At 71.9% G+C, this 16,514-nt stretch carries 16 protein-coding genes, 2 pseudogenes and 1 riboswitch; of the genes and pseudogenes, 9 read left to right on the top strand and 9 right to left on the bottom strand.

Going from position 1 to position 16,514, the window contains the following annotated elements; translation table 11 throughout:
- Positions 1 to 149: 149 nt before the first annotated feature.
- Positions 150 to 446, top strand: a pseudogene (locus HLK59_RS40305) (hypothetical protein); the annotation flags it as partial.
- 101 nt (positions 447 to 547) lie between these two features.
- Complete coding sequence (locus tag HLK59_RS40300; RefSeq protein ID WP_171146618.1) at positions 548 to 1,558, top strand: LLM class F420-dependent oxidoreductase; 1,011 nt, start codon at positions 548 to 550, stop codon at positions 1,556 to 1,558.
- Here the strand turns inward: HLK59_RS40300 and HLK59_RS51555 are convergent.
- A pseudogene (locus HLK59_RS51555) lies at positions 1,548 to 1,754 on the bottom strand (hypothetical protein); the annotation flags it as partial. The gene HLK59_RS40300 and the pseudogene HLK59_RS51555 sit on opposite strands and share 11 nt — an antisense overlap.
- Positions 1,755 to 1,811: 57 nt before the next feature.
- On the opposite strand from HLK59_RS51555, the gene HLK59_RS40295 reads away from it, so the two are divergent.
- The gene (locus HLK59_RS40295; protein ID WP_171146617.1) at positions 1,812 to 2,102 is read left to right on the top strand and encodes a hypothetical protein; all 291 of its coding nucleotides are present in this window, start codon (positions 1,812 to 1,814) and stop codon (positions 2,100 to 2,102) included.
- A gap of 10 nt (positions 2,103 to 2,112) precedes the next feature.
- Here HLK59_RS40295 and HLK59_RS40290 read toward each other — a convergent pair whose 3' ends face one another.
- Genes HLK59_RS40290 through HLK59_RS40280 form a run of 3 tightly spaced genes read right to left on the bottom strand, consistent with a single transcriptional unit; the run spans position 2,113 to position 5,293 of the window.
- The gene (locus HLK59_RS40290) at positions 2,113 to 3,183 is read right to left on the bottom strand and encodes a prenyltransferase/squalene oxidase repeat-containing protein (protein ID WP_171146616.1); all 1,071 of its coding nucleotides are present in this window, start codon (positions 3,181 to 3,183) and stop codon (positions 2,113 to 2,115) included.
- On the bottom strand, positions 3,180 to 3,914 hold the full coding sequence (locus HLK59_RS40285) for a class I SAM-dependent methyltransferase (protein ID WP_171146615.1): 735 nt from the start codon (positions 3,912 to 3,914) through the stop codon (positions 3,180 to 3,182). Before HLK59_RS40285 ends, HLK59_RS40290 begins: the two co-directional genes overlap by 4 nt.
- The gene (locus HLK59_RS40280; RefSeq protein WP_171146614.1) at positions 3,908 to 5,293 is read right to left on the bottom strand and encodes a glycosyltransferase family 4 protein; all 1,386 of its coding nucleotides are present in this window, start codon (positions 5,291 to 5,293) and stop codon (positions 3,908 to 3,910) included. The genes HLK59_RS40285 and HLK59_RS40280 overlap by 7 nt, the downstream gene beginning before the upstream one ends.
- A gap of 209 nt (positions 5,294 to 5,502) precedes the next feature.
- On the opposite strand from HLK59_RS40280, the gene HLK59_RS40275 reads away from it, so the two are divergent.
- Complete coding sequence (locus HLK59_RS40275; RefSeq protein WP_171146613.1) at positions 5,503 to 6,117, top strand: TetR family transcriptional regulator; 615 nt, start codon at positions 5,503 to 5,505, stop codon at positions 6,115 to 6,117.
- Here HLK59_RS40275 and HLK59_RS40270 read toward each other — a convergent pair.
- The 3 genes from HLK59_RS40270 to HLK59_RS40260 are packed head-to-tail and all read right to left on the bottom strand — an operon-like array spanning position 6,114 to position 8,723.
- A complete protein-coding gene (locus HLK59_RS40270) occupies positions 6,114 to 6,977 on the bottom strand; it encodes a tetratricopeptide repeat protein (protein ID WP_171146612.1) in 864 nt (287 codons plus the stop codon). The genes HLK59_RS40275 and HLK59_RS40270 overlap by 4 nt on opposite strands.
- A gap of 48 nt (positions 6,978 to 7,025) precedes the next feature.
- Entirely contained in the window at positions 7,026 to 7,259 is a 234-nt protein-coding gene (locus HLK59_RS40265) for a ferredoxin (protein ID WP_171146611.1), read from the bottom strand.
- 6 nt (positions 7,260 to 7,265) lie between these two features.
- On the bottom strand, positions 7,266 to 8,723 hold the full coding sequence (locus HLK59_RS40260; protein WP_171146610.1) for an aldehyde dehydrogenase: 1,458 nt from the start codon (positions 8,721 to 8,723) through the stop codon (positions 7,266 to 7,268).
- Positions 8,724 to 8,911: 188 nt separating this feature from the next.
- Here HLK59_RS40260 and HLK59_RS40255 point away from each other — a divergent pair, with 188 nt between their 5' ends.
- On the top strand, positions 8,912 to 9,937 hold the full coding sequence (locus HLK59_RS40255; protein WP_171146609.1) for an MBL fold metallo-hydrolase: 1,026 nt from the start codon (positions 8,912 to 8,914) through the stop codon (positions 9,935 to 9,937).
- Between the two features lie 42 nt (positions 9,938 to 9,979).
- Positions 9,980 to 10,441 (top strand): nuclear transport factor 2 family protein, encoded by a 462-nt coding sequence (locus HLK59_RS40250; protein WP_171146608.1) that lies wholly within the window; start codon positions 9,980 to 9,982, stop codon positions 10,439 to 10,441.
- Here the strand turns inward: HLK59_RS40250 and HLK59_RS40245 are convergent.
- Together HLK59_RS40245 and HLK59_RS40240 are read right to left on the bottom strand one after the other, a co-directional pair.
- The gene (locus HLK59_RS40245) at positions 10,423 to 12,498 is read right to left on the bottom strand and encodes an NB-ARC domain-containing protein (protein WP_346779927.1); all 2,076 of its coding nucleotides are present in this window, start codon (positions 12,496 to 12,498) and stop codon (positions 10,423 to 10,425) included. The genes HLK59_RS40250 and HLK59_RS40245 overlap by 19 nt on opposite strands.
- 106 nt (positions 12,499 to 12,604) lie before the next feature.
- Positions 12,605 to 13,285, bottom strand: a complete 681-nt coding sequence (locus HLK59_RS40240) for a phosphotransferase (protein WP_171146607.1) — start codon at positions 13,283 to 13,285, stop codon at positions 12,605 to 12,607.
- 40 nt (positions 13,286 to 13,325) lie between these two features.
- A riboswitch (cobalamin riboswitch) is annotated at positions 13,326 to 13,470 on the top strand.
- 113 nt (positions 13,471 to 13,583) lie between these two features.
- On the opposite strand from HLK59_RS40240, the gene HLK59_RS40235 reads away from it, so the two are divergent.
- Genes HLK59_RS40235 through HLK59_RS40225 form a run of 3 tightly spaced genes read left to right on the top strand, consistent with a single transcriptional unit; the run spans position 13,584 to position 16,406 of the window.
- Positions 13,584 to 14,789, top strand: a complete 1,206-nt coding sequence (locus HLK59_RS40235; protein ID WP_171146606.1) for a prenyltransferase/squalene oxidase repeat-containing protein — start codon at positions 13,584 to 13,586, stop codon at positions 14,787 to 14,789.
- Entirely contained in the window at positions 14,786 to 15,424 is a 639-nt protein-coding gene (locus HLK59_RS40230) for an SCO2322 family protein (RefSeq protein WP_171146605.1), read from the top strand. Before HLK59_RS40235 ends, HLK59_RS40230 begins: the two co-directional genes overlap by 4 nt.
- A complete protein-coding gene (locus tag HLK59_RS40225) occupies positions 15,414 to 16,406 on the top strand; it encodes an energy-coupling factor transporter transmembrane component T (RefSeq protein WP_171146604.1) in 993 nt (330 codons plus the stop codon). Before HLK59_RS40230 ends, HLK59_RS40225 begins: the two co-directional genes overlap by 11 nt.
- Positions 16,407 to 16,514: the final 108 nt, after the last annotated feature.

Raw genomic sequence — 16,514 nt, 5'->3', positions numbered from 1 at the left:
TCGCGTGTGTATATGCCAGATTGTTTCCGTGCTAGGTCGTGTACGACTGTGCGTTTATTGACTGTTTTTTTTTTCTACGTAGCCGCCGCCCACCGTGTTCTACCCTAGCCCCTTCGTCGGCAGCGTCAGATTTGTATAAGAGACCGGGTCAGCCCTACGGCGGTCAGCCGCAGCCGGGTCAGCCGTTCGGCGCCCAGCCGCAGCCGGGGCCGTCCCAGCCGCAGCCTCAGGCGCCGCAGCCGACCGGGGACTTCTCCCCGTTCTGGTTCGCGGTCCCCGTCCCGCGTCCGCTCTTCGCGGAGGACGGCTCGCAGTCGCCGATCGCCGAACTCGCCCCGGGTACCTGGTACCTGGCCGTCGAGCAGCGCGGCGCCAACCTGGTCGCCCAGACGCAGGACGGCCGTCGCGGCGTGCTCCAGGACACCTCGGGCATCCAGCGCGGCTGACGCCTCTGCGATGCACGGCCCCTCGCCCTTCCGGGCGGGGGGCCGTTGTCGTACAGTCGCCTCCCCCGACCGGCGAACTGACACACCGTCAGGAGGCGGCTATGCGGCTAGGTCTCGCCCTCGGCTACTGGGGTCGCGGCCCCAACCCCGATCACGTACCGCTGGCGCAGGAGGCGGAGCGGCTGGGCTACGACTCGGTCTGGACGGCGGAGTCCTGGGGTTCGGACGTCTTCACCCCGCTGACCTGGATCGCCGCCCAGACCTCAAGGATCAAGCTGGGCACGGCGGTTGCCCAGATGGCGGCCCGCTCCCCCACCACGACGGCGATGCACGCACTGACGCTGGACCATTTGTCGGGCGGCCGCATGATGCTCGGCCTGGGGCTCTCCGGCCCGCAGGTGGTCGAGGGCTGGTACGGCCGCCCGTTCCCGAAGTCACCGCTGACCGCGACGCGGGAGTACGTCGACGTCGTACGCCAAGTCCTCAGGCGCGAGGCCCCCGTCGAACTCGCCGGCCGCTTCCACTCCCACCCCTACCGCGCCCCCGACGCGACAGGCCTGGGCAAGCCCCTGAAGCCGATCACCCACCCCCTGCGCCCCGACCTGCCGATCCTCCTCGGCGCCGAGGGTCCGAAGAACGTGGCCCAGACGACCCGCATCGCCGACGGCTGGCTCCCCCTCTACTGGTCCCCGACCCGCCCCGAGGTCTACGAGGCCTCGCTCTCCGACGCCCCGGACGGCTTCCTCGTCGCCCCCATGGCCCAGGTCCGGGTCTGCGACGACGTACGCGAGGGCCTGCTCCCCGTGAAGACCATGCTCGGCTTCTACATCGGCGGCATGGGCCACGCGGCCCGCAACTTCCACGCCGACCTGATGGCACGCATGGGCTACGAGGAGGAGGCCCGGCGCATCCAGCACCTCTTCCTCGAAGGCCGCCGCGAGGAGGCGGTACTGGCCGTCCCCGACGCCTTCGCCGACGAGATCTCCCTCGTCGGCCCCCGCGAACGCATCGCCGAACGCCTGGAGTTGTGGCGCAAGGGCCCGGTGACGGATCTACTGGCACTGTCCCCGGACCGCGAGTCACTGCGGGTACTGGCCGAGCTCAACCGGTGAGCTGGGTAGCGGACGGCACCTTGTCGGCGACCTCCGCGCCCGCGCTCTTCCCGGCGTCCTTCACCTGGTTGAGGGCGTCGGTGCCGGCGGTGAGGGGGGCGACGGCCTAGACCAGGGCCAGTTTGCGGCCGTCCGCGCCGCTCTCGAACTTACCCGCCCGCGACGGCTTCACAATCCACTGGTATATCGCCCCGGCCCGTCGGGGGCGAACCCGTTCGGGTTTCATATCGGGACGAGCGGCAACCCGGTGGTTATGTCCTCTCGATATAGCGGTGCCAACTCGGCCGGTACGGTCATAGCGATCGTCGCCGACATCATGGCCTTCATCCTGGGCCTGTGGATCGTGATGTACCTGCTGGACGCGAACCGTGCGAACGACTTCGTGCAGTTCATCCATGACGTGGCCCGCTGGCTGGCGGGGTGGAGCCACGATCTGTTCACGTTCGACGAGGCGTGGGCGAGGGTGGTGGCGGGGTACGGGTTGGCGGCGGTGGTCTACCTGTTCGTCGGGCACGCCATCGCCAACCGGGTGCACCGGCACTGAGCCGTGGCGCTCAGGCGCAGCAGTCCGGGTCCAGTCCGCTCGGCAGGCGGTCCCCGCCGAACACCGCGCACGTGGCCTCATGGCCGCCCAGCGCGGCGACCGCGAGCAGCAGCGACCCGGCCGTCCAAGTGGTGAGCTCCTGGGGCCAGATGGCGCCGTCGTCGAAGACGTACCCGGTCCAGTACAGCCCGCTCTCCGGATCCCGCAGGTGCTGGATCGACTGGAGGATGTCCAATGCACGGTCGGACTCGCCCATCGCCCAGAGCGCGAGGGCGAGTTCGGCGGACTCGCCGCCCGTCACCCACGGGTTGGGGACCACGCAGCGCACCCCGAGGCCGGGCACGACGAAGCGGTCCCAGTCCTTCTCCATACGGGACTTGGCCTCCGCGCCCGTGAGCGCGCCGCCCAGGATCGGGTAGTACCAGTCCATGGAGTAGCGGTCCTTGTCCAGGAACCGCTCCGGGTGCCGGCGGATGGCGTGCCGGAGCATGCCCAGCGCCAACTCCCAGTCCGGCTGCGGCTCTTCGCACTGCTCGGCGATCGCGAGGGCGCAGCGCAGAGCGTGGTGGATCGACGAGGAGCCCGTCAGCAGCGCGTCCTTCGTGAACGTGCCGTCGTCCTCGCCCTTCCAGCCGATCTGCCCGCCGGGCTGCTGGAGTCGCAGGACGTATTCCACCGCCGCGTGGACCGACGGCCACATGCGGTCCAGGAACGTGTCGTCGCCCGTGGAGAGGTAGTGGTGCCACACGCCTACGGCTATGTAGGCGACGAAGTTCGTCTCCCGGCCCCGGTCGGTGACGTCGTCGAACGCCCCGTCCCGGTAGGCCGCGTACCAGGAACCGTCCTCGTTCTGGTGCCGGGCCAGCCAGTCGTAGGCCCGCTCGGCGGCCTCGTGCTCGCCCGCCGCGTCCAGCGCCATCGCGGCCTCGGTGTGGTCCCAGGGGTCGAGGTGGTGGCCTCGGAACCAGGGGATCGCCCCGTCCGCGCGCTGCACGGCGAGGATGCCGGAGACGGTCACGGCGGCCTGCTCGGCGTCCAACACCCCGGGCAGGACCAGGTGTTCGGTGCGGGGAGTGGTCACCGAGCGTCCACGGAAGGCAGGTGCGGCTTGGTCGCGTACGCCACGAAGCTCTTGCCGATCAGCGGGTTGAGGGCCTGCTCGGCGACCCTCGTCGCCAGCGGCTTCTTCATGATGTCCCAGACCAGCAGCTTGTGGTACGCCTTCACCGGCAGCGCCTTGTCGTTGTCGACGCCGAACGCGCACTTCAGCCACCAGTAGGGCGAGTGCAGGGCGTGCGCGTGGTGGGTGCCGTACGGCTTGAGGCCGGCCTCGCGGATCTTCGCGAGCAGTTCGTCCGCCTTGTAGATGCGGATGTGGCCGCCCTCGACCTCGTGGTAGGCGTCGGACAGTGTCCAGCAGACCTTCTCGGGGCCGTAGCGCGGGACGGTGATGGCGATCCGGCCGCCGGGCTTCAACACCCGGACCATCTCGGCGAGTACGCCCTTGTCGTCCGGGATGTGCTCCATGACCTCGGAGATGATCACGACGTCGAAGGACTCGTCGGGGAAGGGCAGCGCCAGGGCGTCGCCCTCCATCGCGGTGGCCGTCGCTCCCTCGGGGGCCTCGCCGGCCTCCTTCATCGCCGCGAACCACTTGGCGACCTCGCGGATCTCCTCCGCGTTCTGGTCCAGTGCCACGACCTGGGCGCCGCGCCGGTAGCACTCGAACGCGTGCCGGCCGGCTCCGCAACCGAGGTCCAGGACACGGTCGCCCGGGGCGAGCGGGAACCGGGAGAAGTCGACGGTCAGCACGTGGCCCTGCTTTCGGAATAGGTGCCTGCGGGGGCGGCGGAGGGGTCTGTCGAGGCCGAGGAAGAGGTCCCGGGCGCGCCGATCGCCTCGCGGTACCTGGCCACGGTGCCCTCGGCGGCCCGGGCCCAGGTGAACCGCGCCAGGACCCGCTCACGGCCCGCGCGACCGAGCCGCGCCCCGAGGTCGGGGTCACCGAGCAGTCGGCTCAGGGCGGCCGCCAGCGCCCCGGAGTCCCCGGGCGGTACGGCCAGACAGGTCTCCCCGTCCCGCCCCGCGACCTCCGGGATCGCGCCGCCGGTCGTCGCGACCAGCGGTGTCCCGGTGGCCATGGCCTCCGCCGCGGGCAGCGAGAAGCCCTCGTACAGGGACGGCACGCAGGCGACCTCGGCGGAGCGGACCAGGTCGACCAGTTCCGCGTCGGAGATGCCCTTGACGAAGCGGACGGCGCCTTCGAGGCCGTAGCGCTCGATGGCCTGGGCGACGGGGCCGTCCTCGGCGCGCTTGCCGACGACGACGAGATGGGCGTCGGGGTGCTCGGTGCGGACCTTCGCGAGGGCCTCGACCAGGAAGATCAGGCCCTTGAGCGGGACGTCGGCGCTGGAGGTGGTGACGATCCGGCCGGGGACGGCGGCCACCGACGGATCCGGCGAGAAAAGATCGGTGTCGGCCCCGATGTGGACGACGTGGATGCGGTCGTCGCGGACGCCGAGGTGGTCGACGATCTCCTGGCGGGAGGTGCCGGAGACGGTGAGGACCGACGGGAGTCTGTGCGCCGCGCGCTTCTGCATACGGGTGAAGGCGTACCAGCGCCGCTTGGCCAGGCGCTGGCCCCAGGTCTGGGCCGCGTCCAGCTCCAACTGGCGGTCCACGGTGATGGGGTGGTGGATCGTCGTGACCAGGGGGGCGCCGATGTCGCCCAGGAGGCCGTAGCCCAGCGTCTGGTTGTCGTGCACGACGTCGAACTCGCCGCGGCGGGCGCGCAGATGGCGGCGGGCGCGCAGGGAGAACGTCAGTGGCTCGGGGAAACCGCCGGTCCACATCGTCGCCACTTCCAGGGCGTCGATCCAGTCGCGGTACTCGTCGCGCTTCGGGGTGCGAAAGGGGTCCGGGGAGCGGTACAGGTCGAGGCTGGGCAGTTCCGTGAGGCTCAGCCGGCCGTCGATGTCGTCGCCCTCGTCGAGGACGGGGTAGGGCTGGGAGCCGATGACCTCGACGCGGTGGCCGAGGCGGGCCAGTTCGCGGGAGAGGTGGCGGACGTAGACGCCCTGGCCGCCGCAGAACGGGTTTCCCTTGTAGGTGAGGAGTGCGATGTTGAGCGGTCGCTCGCCGTCCGCGGCCGGGTCCTCCTGGGAACCCGCCCGACTGGCCTCAGCGGTCACTCCGGGCCCCCTTCTCCCTGCTGTTTCCCGCGAGATTACGCCGGGACGCTAATCTAGAACAAGTTTCAGACTTGATCGTTCAAGAGGCTCTGAATCTACCGGCAGGTAGGGGCGGTGGGAGCAGTGGATCAGGTGATTCACGCCACCACCGGGACCCCTGACATGCTGTGTGATCACTCGCCCTCACCGACTGTCACGGAACGGGACCCATGCCTGCGGAAGCCATCACCCAGCGCCCCGCCTCTGCGCCCCTCACGGAGCGGCAGGAGGCCCGTCGTCGCCGCATCCTGCACGCGAGCGCGCAGCTGGCGAGCCGGGGCGGTTTCGACGCGGTGCAGATGCGGGAGGTCGCGGAGTCCTCGCAGGTGGCGCTGGGCACGCTGTACCGCTACTTCCCGTCCAAGATCCATCTGCTGGTCGCCACGATGCAGGACCAGCTGGAGCACATGCACGGCACGCTGCGGAAGAAGCCGCCGCAGGGCGAGACGGCGGCCGAGAAGGTGGCGGAGACCCTGATGCGCGCGTTCAGAGCGCTTCAGCGCGAGCCCCATCTCGCCGACGCGATGGTCCGCGCCCTGACCTTCGCCGACCGCAGTGTCTCCCCCGAGGTCGACCAGGTCTCCCGGCAGACCACGGTGATCATCCTGGACGCGATGGGCATCGAGGACCCGACCCCGGCGCAGCTCTCCGCGGTCCGTGTCATCGAGCACACCTGGCACTCGGCCCTGATCACCTGGCTCTCGGGCCGCGCCTCCATCGCCCAGGTGAAGATCGACATCGAGACGGTGTGCCGCCTGATCGACCTGACGGCACCGGAGAACTAGCCCACCGGCTCCAGCCCGCTCCAGCTCCGCCCGATCACGGCCTCCCCGGCCCACCGCTCCAGCAGCCGCCGCGCCTCCTCCACAGGGGCCGCCAGCGAGACCGACTGAGCACCTGCCTCGGCACTCCGCTCCTGCTGGTGCGTGCCCTCGCTGCAGCACGCGCACAGCATGCGTACGGAGCTGGCGGGCTCGGCGCCGTAGCCGTGCTCGGCGAACAGCACGAGGAGCGCCTCCAGGTCGGCCCGCTCGCCCGCGTTCACCGTGACCTCCAGGGTGGGCAGCTCGGAGGCCTCGAAGCGGAGCAGCTCGTCGAAGACGGGGTACGTCGTACCGTTGACGACCCGTTCGCCGTTCGGCACTCCGTCGTGCACGACGATCTCGCCGTACCGCCGCCCGCCCGTGACGGGCACGTTGACCACCCGTCCGCGCGTCGGGCAGAGCCGCTCGATCCACACGACCTCCTGCTGTCCGCCGGTGTCGAGGCGTACACACGCGTTCCCGATCCGGGCCTCGATCTCGCCCTCCCCGTCGGGTAGTTCGATGCCGAATCCGGCCCAGGCGTCCCGTGCCGTCGCCCATTCCCGCTGGATCGTCGCCGCGATCCCGAGGTTCCAGAACGCCGGTTCGCCCTGGCCGCGCGGGGCGCGGGCGGCGGCCTCGCGCCCCAGCTCGTACGCCTTCTGCCAGTTGCGCAGGAACTTGTGGGCGAGCGCGGCGTCGTACCACCACTCCGCGCTCGGCCGCTCGTCCGGGAAATGGGCGAGCACCTGCTCGAAGAGCTCGGCGGCGCGCAGCCACTCCTCGGCGTCCCATGCCTGGTACGCCTGCTCGATCAGCTGCTCGGCCTCGCTCTTGTGCACGTTCCCCTGCCCGGATCGGTCCTGTGACGACCGCAGGAGCGTAAGCCCCTACTCCTCCGGCGGGAACACCGGCTCCCCGCTCCCCAGCAGGGTGATCATGATGGCCTCCACGGGGCAGCTCTCCGCGGCGGCCAGGATCTTCTCGTTGGCGTCCGTCTCCGGTTCGACGGGGTGGGACTGGCGGCCGGTGTCGAGGCGGAAGCCGTCGGGGGCGTGGTGGACGCACTGGGCCGAGCCGATGCAGACGGAGCGGTCGACCTCGACCTGCCAGCGGTCACCCATGGCCGCTCACGCCTCCCAGCCGGCCGGCAGGTGGATCATCTTGTGCTCCAGGTACTCGCCGAAGCCCTCGGGGCCGAACTCCCGCCCCAGACCGGAGTTCTTGTAGCCGCCGAACGGGCCCAGCATGTCGAGGCTGAAGGTGTTCACGGAGTAGGTGCCCGTACGGACCTGGCGGGCGACGTCGATGCCGTGCGCCACGTCGGCCGTCCACACGCTGCCGGAGAGGCCGTAGTCCGAGTCGTTCGCGATCTTCAGGGCCTCGGACTCGCCGCCGTAGGGAAGAAGGCAGATGACCGGGCCGAAGATCTCCTCGCGGGCGATCCGCATGGAGTTGTCGACGTCGCCGAAGAGGGTGGGCTCCACGTACCAGCCGCGGTCCAGGCCCGGCGGGCGGCCGCCGCCCGTGAGGATCTTCGCGCCCTCCTCCTGGCCGATGCGGATGTAGTCGAGGTTGCGCTGCTGCTGGCGCCTGGCGACCAGCGGGCCCACCTGCGTCGCGGGGTCCAGCGGGTCGCCGACGACCAGGGCGCTCGCCGCGGCGGCGAAGGCGTCCGCGAACTCGTCGTAGCGGGAGCGCGGCAGGAGGATGCGGGTCTGGGCCACACACGCCTGGCCGTTGTTCATCCAGGCCGCCGACACGATCCCGGGGACGGACGTCCCGATGTCCGCGTCCGGCAGGACGACCGCCGCGGACTTGCCGCCCAACTCCAGTGTCACGCGCGTCAGATTGCGCGACGCCACCTCCATCACGCGCTTGCCGGCCGCCACCGACCCGGTGAAGGAGACCTTGTCCACGCCGGGGTGTCCGACCAGGTACTCGCTGACCTCCCGGTCGGCGGGCAGGATCGACAGCACGCCCTCCGGCAGCCCTGCCTCGCGGGTGATCTCGGCGAGGAGGTACGCGTCCAGCGGCGACTCGGGCGACGGCTTCAGCACCACCGTGCAGCCGGTGAGCAGCGCGGGCGCGAGCTTGGCGGCGGCCACGAACTGCGGGACGTTCCAGGGGACCACGGCCGCGACGACACCGACCGGCTCACGCCGGACCAGGATCTTTCCGAGGACGCCGTCGCGCTGCTCCTCGTAGGTGAAGTTCCGTGCGACCGTGATCGCCGCGTCCCACACCATCATCGCGCCGAGTGCCTGCGCGAGGACGCTCCAGGAGTACGGCGAGCCGTTCTCGGAGGAGATCACGCGGGCTATCTCCTCGTGCCGGACGAGGATGCCGTCCTTGATGCGGGAGACGACCTCGATGCGCTCGTCGAGCGTCATGCGCGGCCAGGGGCCTTCCTCGAACGCCGTGCGCGCCGCCGCGACCGCCCGGTCCACGTCCCCGGTCGAGGCGTGCGGCACCCGTCCGATGACCTCCTCGGTGTGCGGGGAGATCACCTCGATGACGTCCTTGCCCAGGGGGTCGGTCAACTCCCCGCCGATGAACAGCTGTCCGTGTTCCACGAGCTCGGTCATGGCGACTGCCTCCCCGGGAGCTGACTCTGACGGTTCATCAGATACCGGAACTGATACCAGTTCCCTTCGGAGGAGTCCACAGAGCTCACAGCGACCAAAGGATGACTTGGGCTCCCATCGAAACGCGTTCTAGTTATAGTGGTCCCGGCCGCGAGAACGCGGAGACGGGGGAGCCCATGACACAGCTCATGCCACAGGTAGGCGACCACGGCGGAGGCGTCCGGTCGATCCGGGTCCCCATCCCCGACAATCCGCTGGGCTTCACGCTGGTGTACGTCGTCGACACCGACCGCGGTCCGGTACTGGTCGACACGGGCTGGGACGACCCGGAGTCCTGGGACACGCTCGCCGCGGGGCTGCGGGCCTGCGGCACCTCGGAGACCGAGGTCCACGGGGTGGTGATCACCCATCACCACCCGGACCACCACGGTCTGTCGGGCAGGGTCCGCGAGGCGTCCGGCGCCTGGATCGCGATGCACGCGGCGGACTCGGCGATCGTGCGCCGCACCCGCGAGACCCGCTCGGAACGCTGGTTCTCCTACATGACGGCCAAGCTGGAGGCCGCCGGCGCCCCGGAGTCCCATGTGGCGCCCCTGCGCACCGGCCGCCCCCGGAAACTCCCCGGCTTCTCCCCCGCCGTCCCCGACCGCGAGATCGTCCCCGGCGAACTCCTCGACCTGGCGGGCCGCCGCCTGCGCGCGATCTGGACGCCGGGCCACACACCGGGCCATGTCTGCCTCCACCTGGAGGAGGACCACCCGGCCCGCCTCCCGGGCCACGGGCGCCTGTTCTCCGGTGACCATCTGCTCCCCGAGATCACCCCGCACATCGGCCTGTACGAGGACCCCGACGACACCACGGTCACCGACCCGCTCGGCGACTACCTCGACTCCCTCGAACGCGTCGGCCGTCTCGCCCCCGCCGAGGTCCTCCCCGCCCACCAGCACGTCTTCACCGACGCGGCGTCCCGGGTACGGGAGTTGCTCGCGCATCACGAGGAACGCCTCACCGACCTGCTGACCCTGCTGGTCGAACCCCTCACCCCGTGGCAGCTCGCCGAACGCATGGAGTGGAACCGCCCCTGGGACCAGATCCCCTACGGATCGAGGACCATCGCGGTCTCGGAGGCCGAGGCACATCTGCGGCGACTGGTGAAGCTGGGACGGGCGGAGGCCGTGGCCGGGAGCGAGCCGGTGACCTACGTCGCCGTGTGAACCGGGTCGCGGGTCATGATCCGCCCCTGGTACCACTGGTCCATGGACCCTCTGGAGCAACTCCTCGCCGAGCGCGCCTGCGAACGCCTCATCGTCGACTTCGTCCGTCGGCTCGACATCGGGGACCCGGGTTCCGTGGCCGAGCTGTTCACCGAGGACGGCAGCTGGGAGTGGCCCGATCCGGGCGACGGACGGCGGTTCGACGGACGCGAGGCGCTGCGGGAGTACTTCGGGTCCCGGCCCGGGGACCGGCTGTCGCGCCGGGTGATGTCCAACGTCCTGGTCACGGTGACCTCCTCGGACACGGCGACGGCGACCTCGTACTTCACCACGTACCGGGTCGACGGGTACGACGGCGGGATCGTGCCGCCGGGTGCGCCGGTCCAGGTCGGGCACTACGAGGACGCGTTCCGGCGTGCGGACGACGGGAGTTGGCTGCTGGTGTCGCGGGCGTTGCACCTGCCGTTCGGGGGGCCGACGCCGCGTCAGGAGCGGAGCGCGTAGTCGAGGCCTTCGTCGTACGACATGGCGAGACCCCGCGCGTACGCCTCCTCGTACACGGTGTCGCCGAGGCGGTCGCGGAGAAGGCGTTCGCGGGCCTCGCGGGCGGCGACGCGGCCGGGCAGGCTGAACTGCTCACGGCCCACGCGCTCCCAGGCACGACGGCTGATGCCGAGCAGCCTGGCGGCACGGCGCCCGTCGCCGTCCTCCTCCCTGACCTCGGCGGCCACCAGGGCGTCGATGCCGAAGGCGACACCGGGGGTGTTGTGCATCAGCCGATGCCCGGCCAGCGCGGCGCGGGCATTGCCCAGGGCGGCCGCCGTACGCCCCTGCGCGAGATCGGCGTCGGCGATGAACGCGTCGACGAAGGCCCCCGTCCAGAGCTCGCCGCTCCCGGCACACAGCGCGCGGAGTTCCGCCGCCGACTCGTCGACTTCGGTGTAGGCGCCGCTCATCAGGTGAGCGAGGGGCCGCATGGCGCGCATCTGGAGCTGGCCCGAGCCGCGCCAGTCCGACACGACGGGCACGAGCGGCAGGTCCGAGAGCGCCTCGATCGTCGCGGCCGGGCGGCCGGTCAGCACGAGGGGGCCGAGGGTGACGTATCCGGTGGCGTCGATCGCGGCCGGATCACCGAGTTCCCGTGCGAGGTCCATGCACCGCTCCGCCCAGGGCACCGCGGCGTCCGGGTGCCCCTGGGTGACCGCGACGGCCGCCCGGCTCCACAGCGCCAGCAGCAGGCCCTCGCCCGGCTCGTGCTCGGCGGCGAGCACCCGGTCGAGGGCGAGCCGGGCCTCGCGCAGCATGCCGCAGTGCCGCCACAGGAACCCGATGCCGCCCACCGTCTCCAGCGCGACCCGGCTGCCGGGGTCCTCCAGCGCACAGTCCACGGCGGCCCGGAGGTTGGCGTGCTCGGCGAAGACCCGTTCGCACCAGGCGACCTGGCGGCCGGTGTTCCAGTCGGAGCAGGCCTCCCGCGCGAACCGCCGGTAGTGGTCCCGGTGCCGCCGCCGCACGGCCTCCCCCTCCCCCAACTCCCGCAGCCAGTCGGCCCCGTACTCACGCACCGTGTCGAGGAGCCGGAAGCGGTCCGGGTCGGCCGGATCGCGCAGCACCACCGACTGCCGGGTCAGGCGCAGCAGCAGGATCTCGACCCGGTCGGCGCGCAACGGTCCGCCCGCGCAGATCCATTCGGCCGCGCGCCGGGTGAAGGAGCCGGCGAAGACCGACAGCCGCGCCCACAACAGCCGTTCCAGCGGGGCGCACAGTTCGTGGCTCCAGCCGATGGTCGTGCGCAGGGTCCAGTGCCGCGGCAGCCCCTGGCCCGTCTTCTCGTCCCGGGCGAGCACGTCGAAGCGGGAGCGCAGCCGGTCGCCGAGGAGTTCGTGGAGCTCCTCCAGGGAGTGCGACGACAGCCGTGCGACGGCGAGTTCGATGGCGAGCGGGATGCCGTCGAGGATCCGGCAGACGCCGGTGACCTGCCGTCGGGTCGTGGTGTCGAGGACGAAGCCCGGGGTGACGGTGGCGGCCCGCTGGGCGAACAGGGCCGTGGCGTCGGCCTCTTGCAGCGGTTCGACCTCCAGCGTCCGCTCCCCCGGCATGTCCAGCGGCTCACGGCTGGTGACGAGGACGCGGACACCCGGTGCGACGGCGAGCAGGTCCGCGACCAGCGCCGCGCACTCCGCCAACAGGTGCTCGCAGGTGTCGAGGACGAGCAGCAGCCGCTTGTCCCGCGCCCAGGCGCAAAGCGCCCCGATCACCGGCCCGGCGGTCTGGTCGGCCACCCGCAGCGCCTCCATCACGGCCACCGGCACCTGGCCCTCGGCCCGCAGCGGCGACAGCTCCACCAGCCACACCCCGTCGGGATACGCCACCCCCGCGCGCCGCGCCGCCCGCAGCGCCAGCCGCGTCTTGCCCACCCCTCCCACGCCGACGAGGGTCACCGGACGACCGTCGCCGGAGGGCTCCAACTTCTCGGCGAGCCACGCGAGTTCGTCCTGCCGTCCGACGAAGCCGCGGGGAGCGGGCGGCAGGTTCCCGGGGAGGGCCTTCTCACTGGGCACGGGCAACAGTCTGACCGTGACGCCAACTCGGCCACGCCATCCGACCGAACCGGACGGAGTAATCCCCCGAAGTGGCCGCGTCGCATCACCGCACGACCGAACCCGATCAGATCAGCGACCAGATCAACTCCTCGGCCTCCGCGAGGAGTTCGACCTCCCGCCGGCTCATCGTCGGATTGGCCGCCCGCCGACGCCGCGCCTCCGCCAACCCGTCCTCCGTCAGGGACGACGGATCGGTGAGCAGCGCGGCCAGCATCGCGCGCGCCGGTTCGGCGAACGCCTCGCCCCCCACAGCGACCTGCGCGAGGATCACCGCCGACATCCCCCAGTCGAGACCGGGGTCGCCCTCCTCGGCGTTGGCCCAGTCGATGACGTAGGGCCCGGCGGGGGTGAGCTCCCCCACGCTCGGCTTCGCTCGCGCGGGGGGACCCCCATCGTTGTCCGGGTGCAGATCGAGGTGGACGACACGGCCGGGCAGCGCGTGCAGCCGCCGCAGGAGCCGGGCCAGTACGGCCCCCGCCTCCCGTGCGTCGATCCGCCCGGCGGCGAAGGCCCCCAGCATCGTCGGCCCGTGCAGCCGCTCCATCACCAGCTCGGTGGACGAGGAGTCCTCGACCCGCACCCTCGGCACCGGATACCCGTACCCGCGCACCCGCTCCATGACGGCCGCCTCGACGAGCGCGTCGCTGTAGGTGTCCCGGGCACGCCGCAGCACCCACGCGTCGTCGATCTCGTACACGTCCGACGCCCGCCCCGAGCCGATCAGTCTCCCCGTGATGATCCCCATGCCGGGAACCTACCGGGCCCACAGCCACCCCTCAGGTGCTTTGCTACGGGCCGGTAGAGTGGCCGGGTCGTCATCACACCCGTACGGGGGGAAGCCGGTGCAATTCCGGCGCTGACCCGCAACCGTGAGCCGCCTCCCGTGGGGGGCGGCGAGCCGGATCGCCCCGCTCTCGGTACTTGTGACCGGCTCACGTGCATCGGCAACCGGCCGGTGCACGGCACCGTCGAGGTATACGGAGCCGAGCCGCCGGGGTGTCCCGTGCTGCCTGGCTCCCCGCAGGGAGAGGCATCCGCCGATCATGAACGTCCGCCGCAGCGCAGCGGTCCTGGCCGCCACCGCAGTGATCGCGACGGCCGCACCGGCCGTCGCCGCGAGTCCTTCGCCTTCGCCGTCGGTGGTGATACCGGAGGGGTTGTACGGGGCGGGTGACCCGACGTACGACGGGGTGTGGCGGCAGTCGCTGGCGCTGATCGCGCAGGACAGGGTGAAGGTGAAGCCGGCCACCGAGGCGATCAGCTGGCTCGCCGGGCAGCAGTGTGCGAACGGGGCGTTCGCGGCGTTCCGCGCCGACCCGGCCAAGGCGTGCGACAGCAAGGTCATGGTCGACACCAACAGCACGGCCGTGGCCGTCCAGGCGCTGTCGGCGTTCGGCGGGCACGAGGACGAGATCGGCAAGGCGTCGACCTGGTTGCAGTCCATGCAGAACAAGGACGGCGGCTGGGGCTACACACCCGGTGGGGCCAGCGACGCGAACTCGACAGCCGTCGTCATCGGCGCGCTCAGCGAGGCCGGTCAGGACGTCGCGGCGGTCGTGCACGAGGGCAGGTCGCCCTTCGACGCCCTGCGGGAGCTGGCCCTGCCGTGCGCCGAGAGTGGCGCGTTCGCCTACCAGCCGGACAAGAAGGGCAAGCTGGCCGCCAACGCGGACGCGACAGCGGCGGCCGTGGTCGCCTTGCGCGGCACGAGCATGCTGAGGGCCAAGGTCGACACCTGGCCCGAGGCCGCTTGTGCCGACGCACCGCACCTCACCGAGGAGCAGGCCGCGGCCAACGGCGCTTCGTACCTGGCGCAAGCGGTACAGAAGGACGGGTACCTCAAGTCCGTGCTCCCCGGCGCCGAGGACCAGCCCGACTACGGCAACACCGCGGACACAGTCGTCGCCCTCGCCGTGCAGCGCGGAGAGAAGGCGGCCCGTAAGCCCCTGACGTGGCTGGAGAAGAACTCCGCCACCTGGGCCGAGCAGAGCGGCCCCGCCGCCTACGCGCAGCTGATCATCGCCGCCGACGTGGCGGGCGGCGACCCGCGTGACTTCGGCGGTACGGATCTGGTCGAGCAGCTCAACGCCACGGGACCGGCACCGCAGAAGGCCGCCGCCGAGAAGCCCTCCGAGGACAGCGGCGACGGTTCCGGCAACGCCGTCTGGTGGACCGTCGCCGCCGGTCTCGCCGCCGGGGTCGGCATCGGCTTCCTCTTCAGCGGCCGCAAGAAGAAGCGCCAGCCGTGATCCGCCGGGTCCTCGCGCCGCTGCTGGCCGCGCTGGTCCTCCTGACCGGCGCGGCCCAGTCCGCCCACGCCGCCGGCTACCGCTACTGGTCCTTCTGGGACCGCACCGGCTCCGCGTGGACGTACGCCACGCAGGGCCCCGCGACCGCCGTCCCCGCCGACGGCGACGTGCAGGGGTTCCGTTTCGCCGTCAGCGAGGACTCCGCGGACGCGACGAAGCCCCGCGGCACGGCGTCGTTCGCGACGATCTGTGCGCGGACCCCGGCGGCGGAGGGCAGGAAGCGGGTGGCGCTGGTCATCGACTTCGGTACGGCCCAGGACGCGCCCTCGGGCGAGACCCCGCCCGCGACCCGCACCGCCTGCGCGGCGGTGGCGCGGGACGCGACGACCGCGGAGGCGCTGGCGGCGGTCGCGAAGCCGTTGCGTTACAGCACGAATGCGCTGCTGTGTGCCATCGCCGGGTATCCGCGGACGGGGTGCGGGGAGCAGGTGGCGGGAGGGAAGAAGCCGACGTCGGCGAAGCCGGAGGACTCCGGCAGCGGCCCCGCGCTGGGCCTGTTCGCCGGCGCCGCCGCCGTCGCGGCCCTCGGCGCGGCCGCGGTGTGGCAGGCGAGGCGGCGCGGGAATGCGCGCTGACCTCGCGCGGCCGCGGAACCTGCACGCCGCCGCCTGGTGGCTCTGGGCCCTCTCCCTCGGTGTCGCGGCCACCCGCACCACCAACCCCCTCCTGCACGCCCTCCTCATCGCCACCTCCGCCTACGTCGTGGTGACCTGTCGCTCCGACGCCCCCTGGTCCCGCTCCTACTCCGCGTTCGTCAAGCTCGCCCTCGCCGTCCTCCTCGTCCGCCTCGTCTTCGCCGTCACCTTCGGCTCCCCCCTCCCCGGCACCCATGTGCTCGTCACCCTCCCCGAACTCCCGCTCCCCGACTGGGCGCAGGGCATCCGGCTCGGTGGCGAGGTCACCGGCGAGTCACTCCTCTTCGCGTTCTACGACGGGCTGAAGCTGGCCACCCTCCTCGTCTGCGTGGGCGCGGCGAACGCCCTCGCGAACCCCGGCCGGCTCCTCAAGTCCCTGCCGGGCGCCCTCTACGAGATCGGCGTGGCGGTCGTCGTCGCCCTCACCTTCGCGCCCCACTTCATCGCCGACGTCCAGCGCGTGCGCGCCGCCCGCCGACTGCGCGGCCGTCCGGACCACGGCATCCGGGGCCTGCTGCACGTGGGACTCCCGGTCCTGGAGGGCGCGCTGGAGCGGTCCGTCGCCCTCGCCGGCGCGATGGACGCGCGCGGGTACGGCCGTACCGCCGACGTCCCGCCCCGTGTCCGCCGTACGACGACCGCGCTCACCCTCGGCGGGCTGCTCGGCATCTGCGCGGGAACGTACGGCCTGCTCACCGCCGAGGGCGGCACGTACGGCATGCCCGTGCTCCGCGTCGGGGCGGTCGCCGCCCTCGCGGGGCTGCGGCTCGGCGGGCGGCGCACGCCGCGCTCCCGCTACCGTCCGGACCGCTGGAACGCGCGCGGGTGCCTGGTCGCCGGTTCCGGCGCCGTGGTGGCGGTGGCGCTGACCCTCGCCGCCGCGAGGGACCCCGCCGCCCTGCACCCCGGCAGAAGGTGCTGATGCTGGTGGACGTGATCGCCCCGCGCTACGCGCCGTACTTCCAGCTCGGGCACACGCCTGACATTCCGCTCTACATGACCGTGTCGGACGTCGTCCTGCGCTACGACT

Source organism: Streptomyces sp. S3(2020) (assembly GCF_013044505.1).
Lineage (GTDB): Bacteria > Actinomycetota > Actinomycetes > Streptomycetales > Streptomycetaceae > Streptomyces.
The sequence above is the reverse complement of the archived record's forward strand: the minus strand, read 5'-3'. Positions and strand labels throughout refer to the sequence as shown.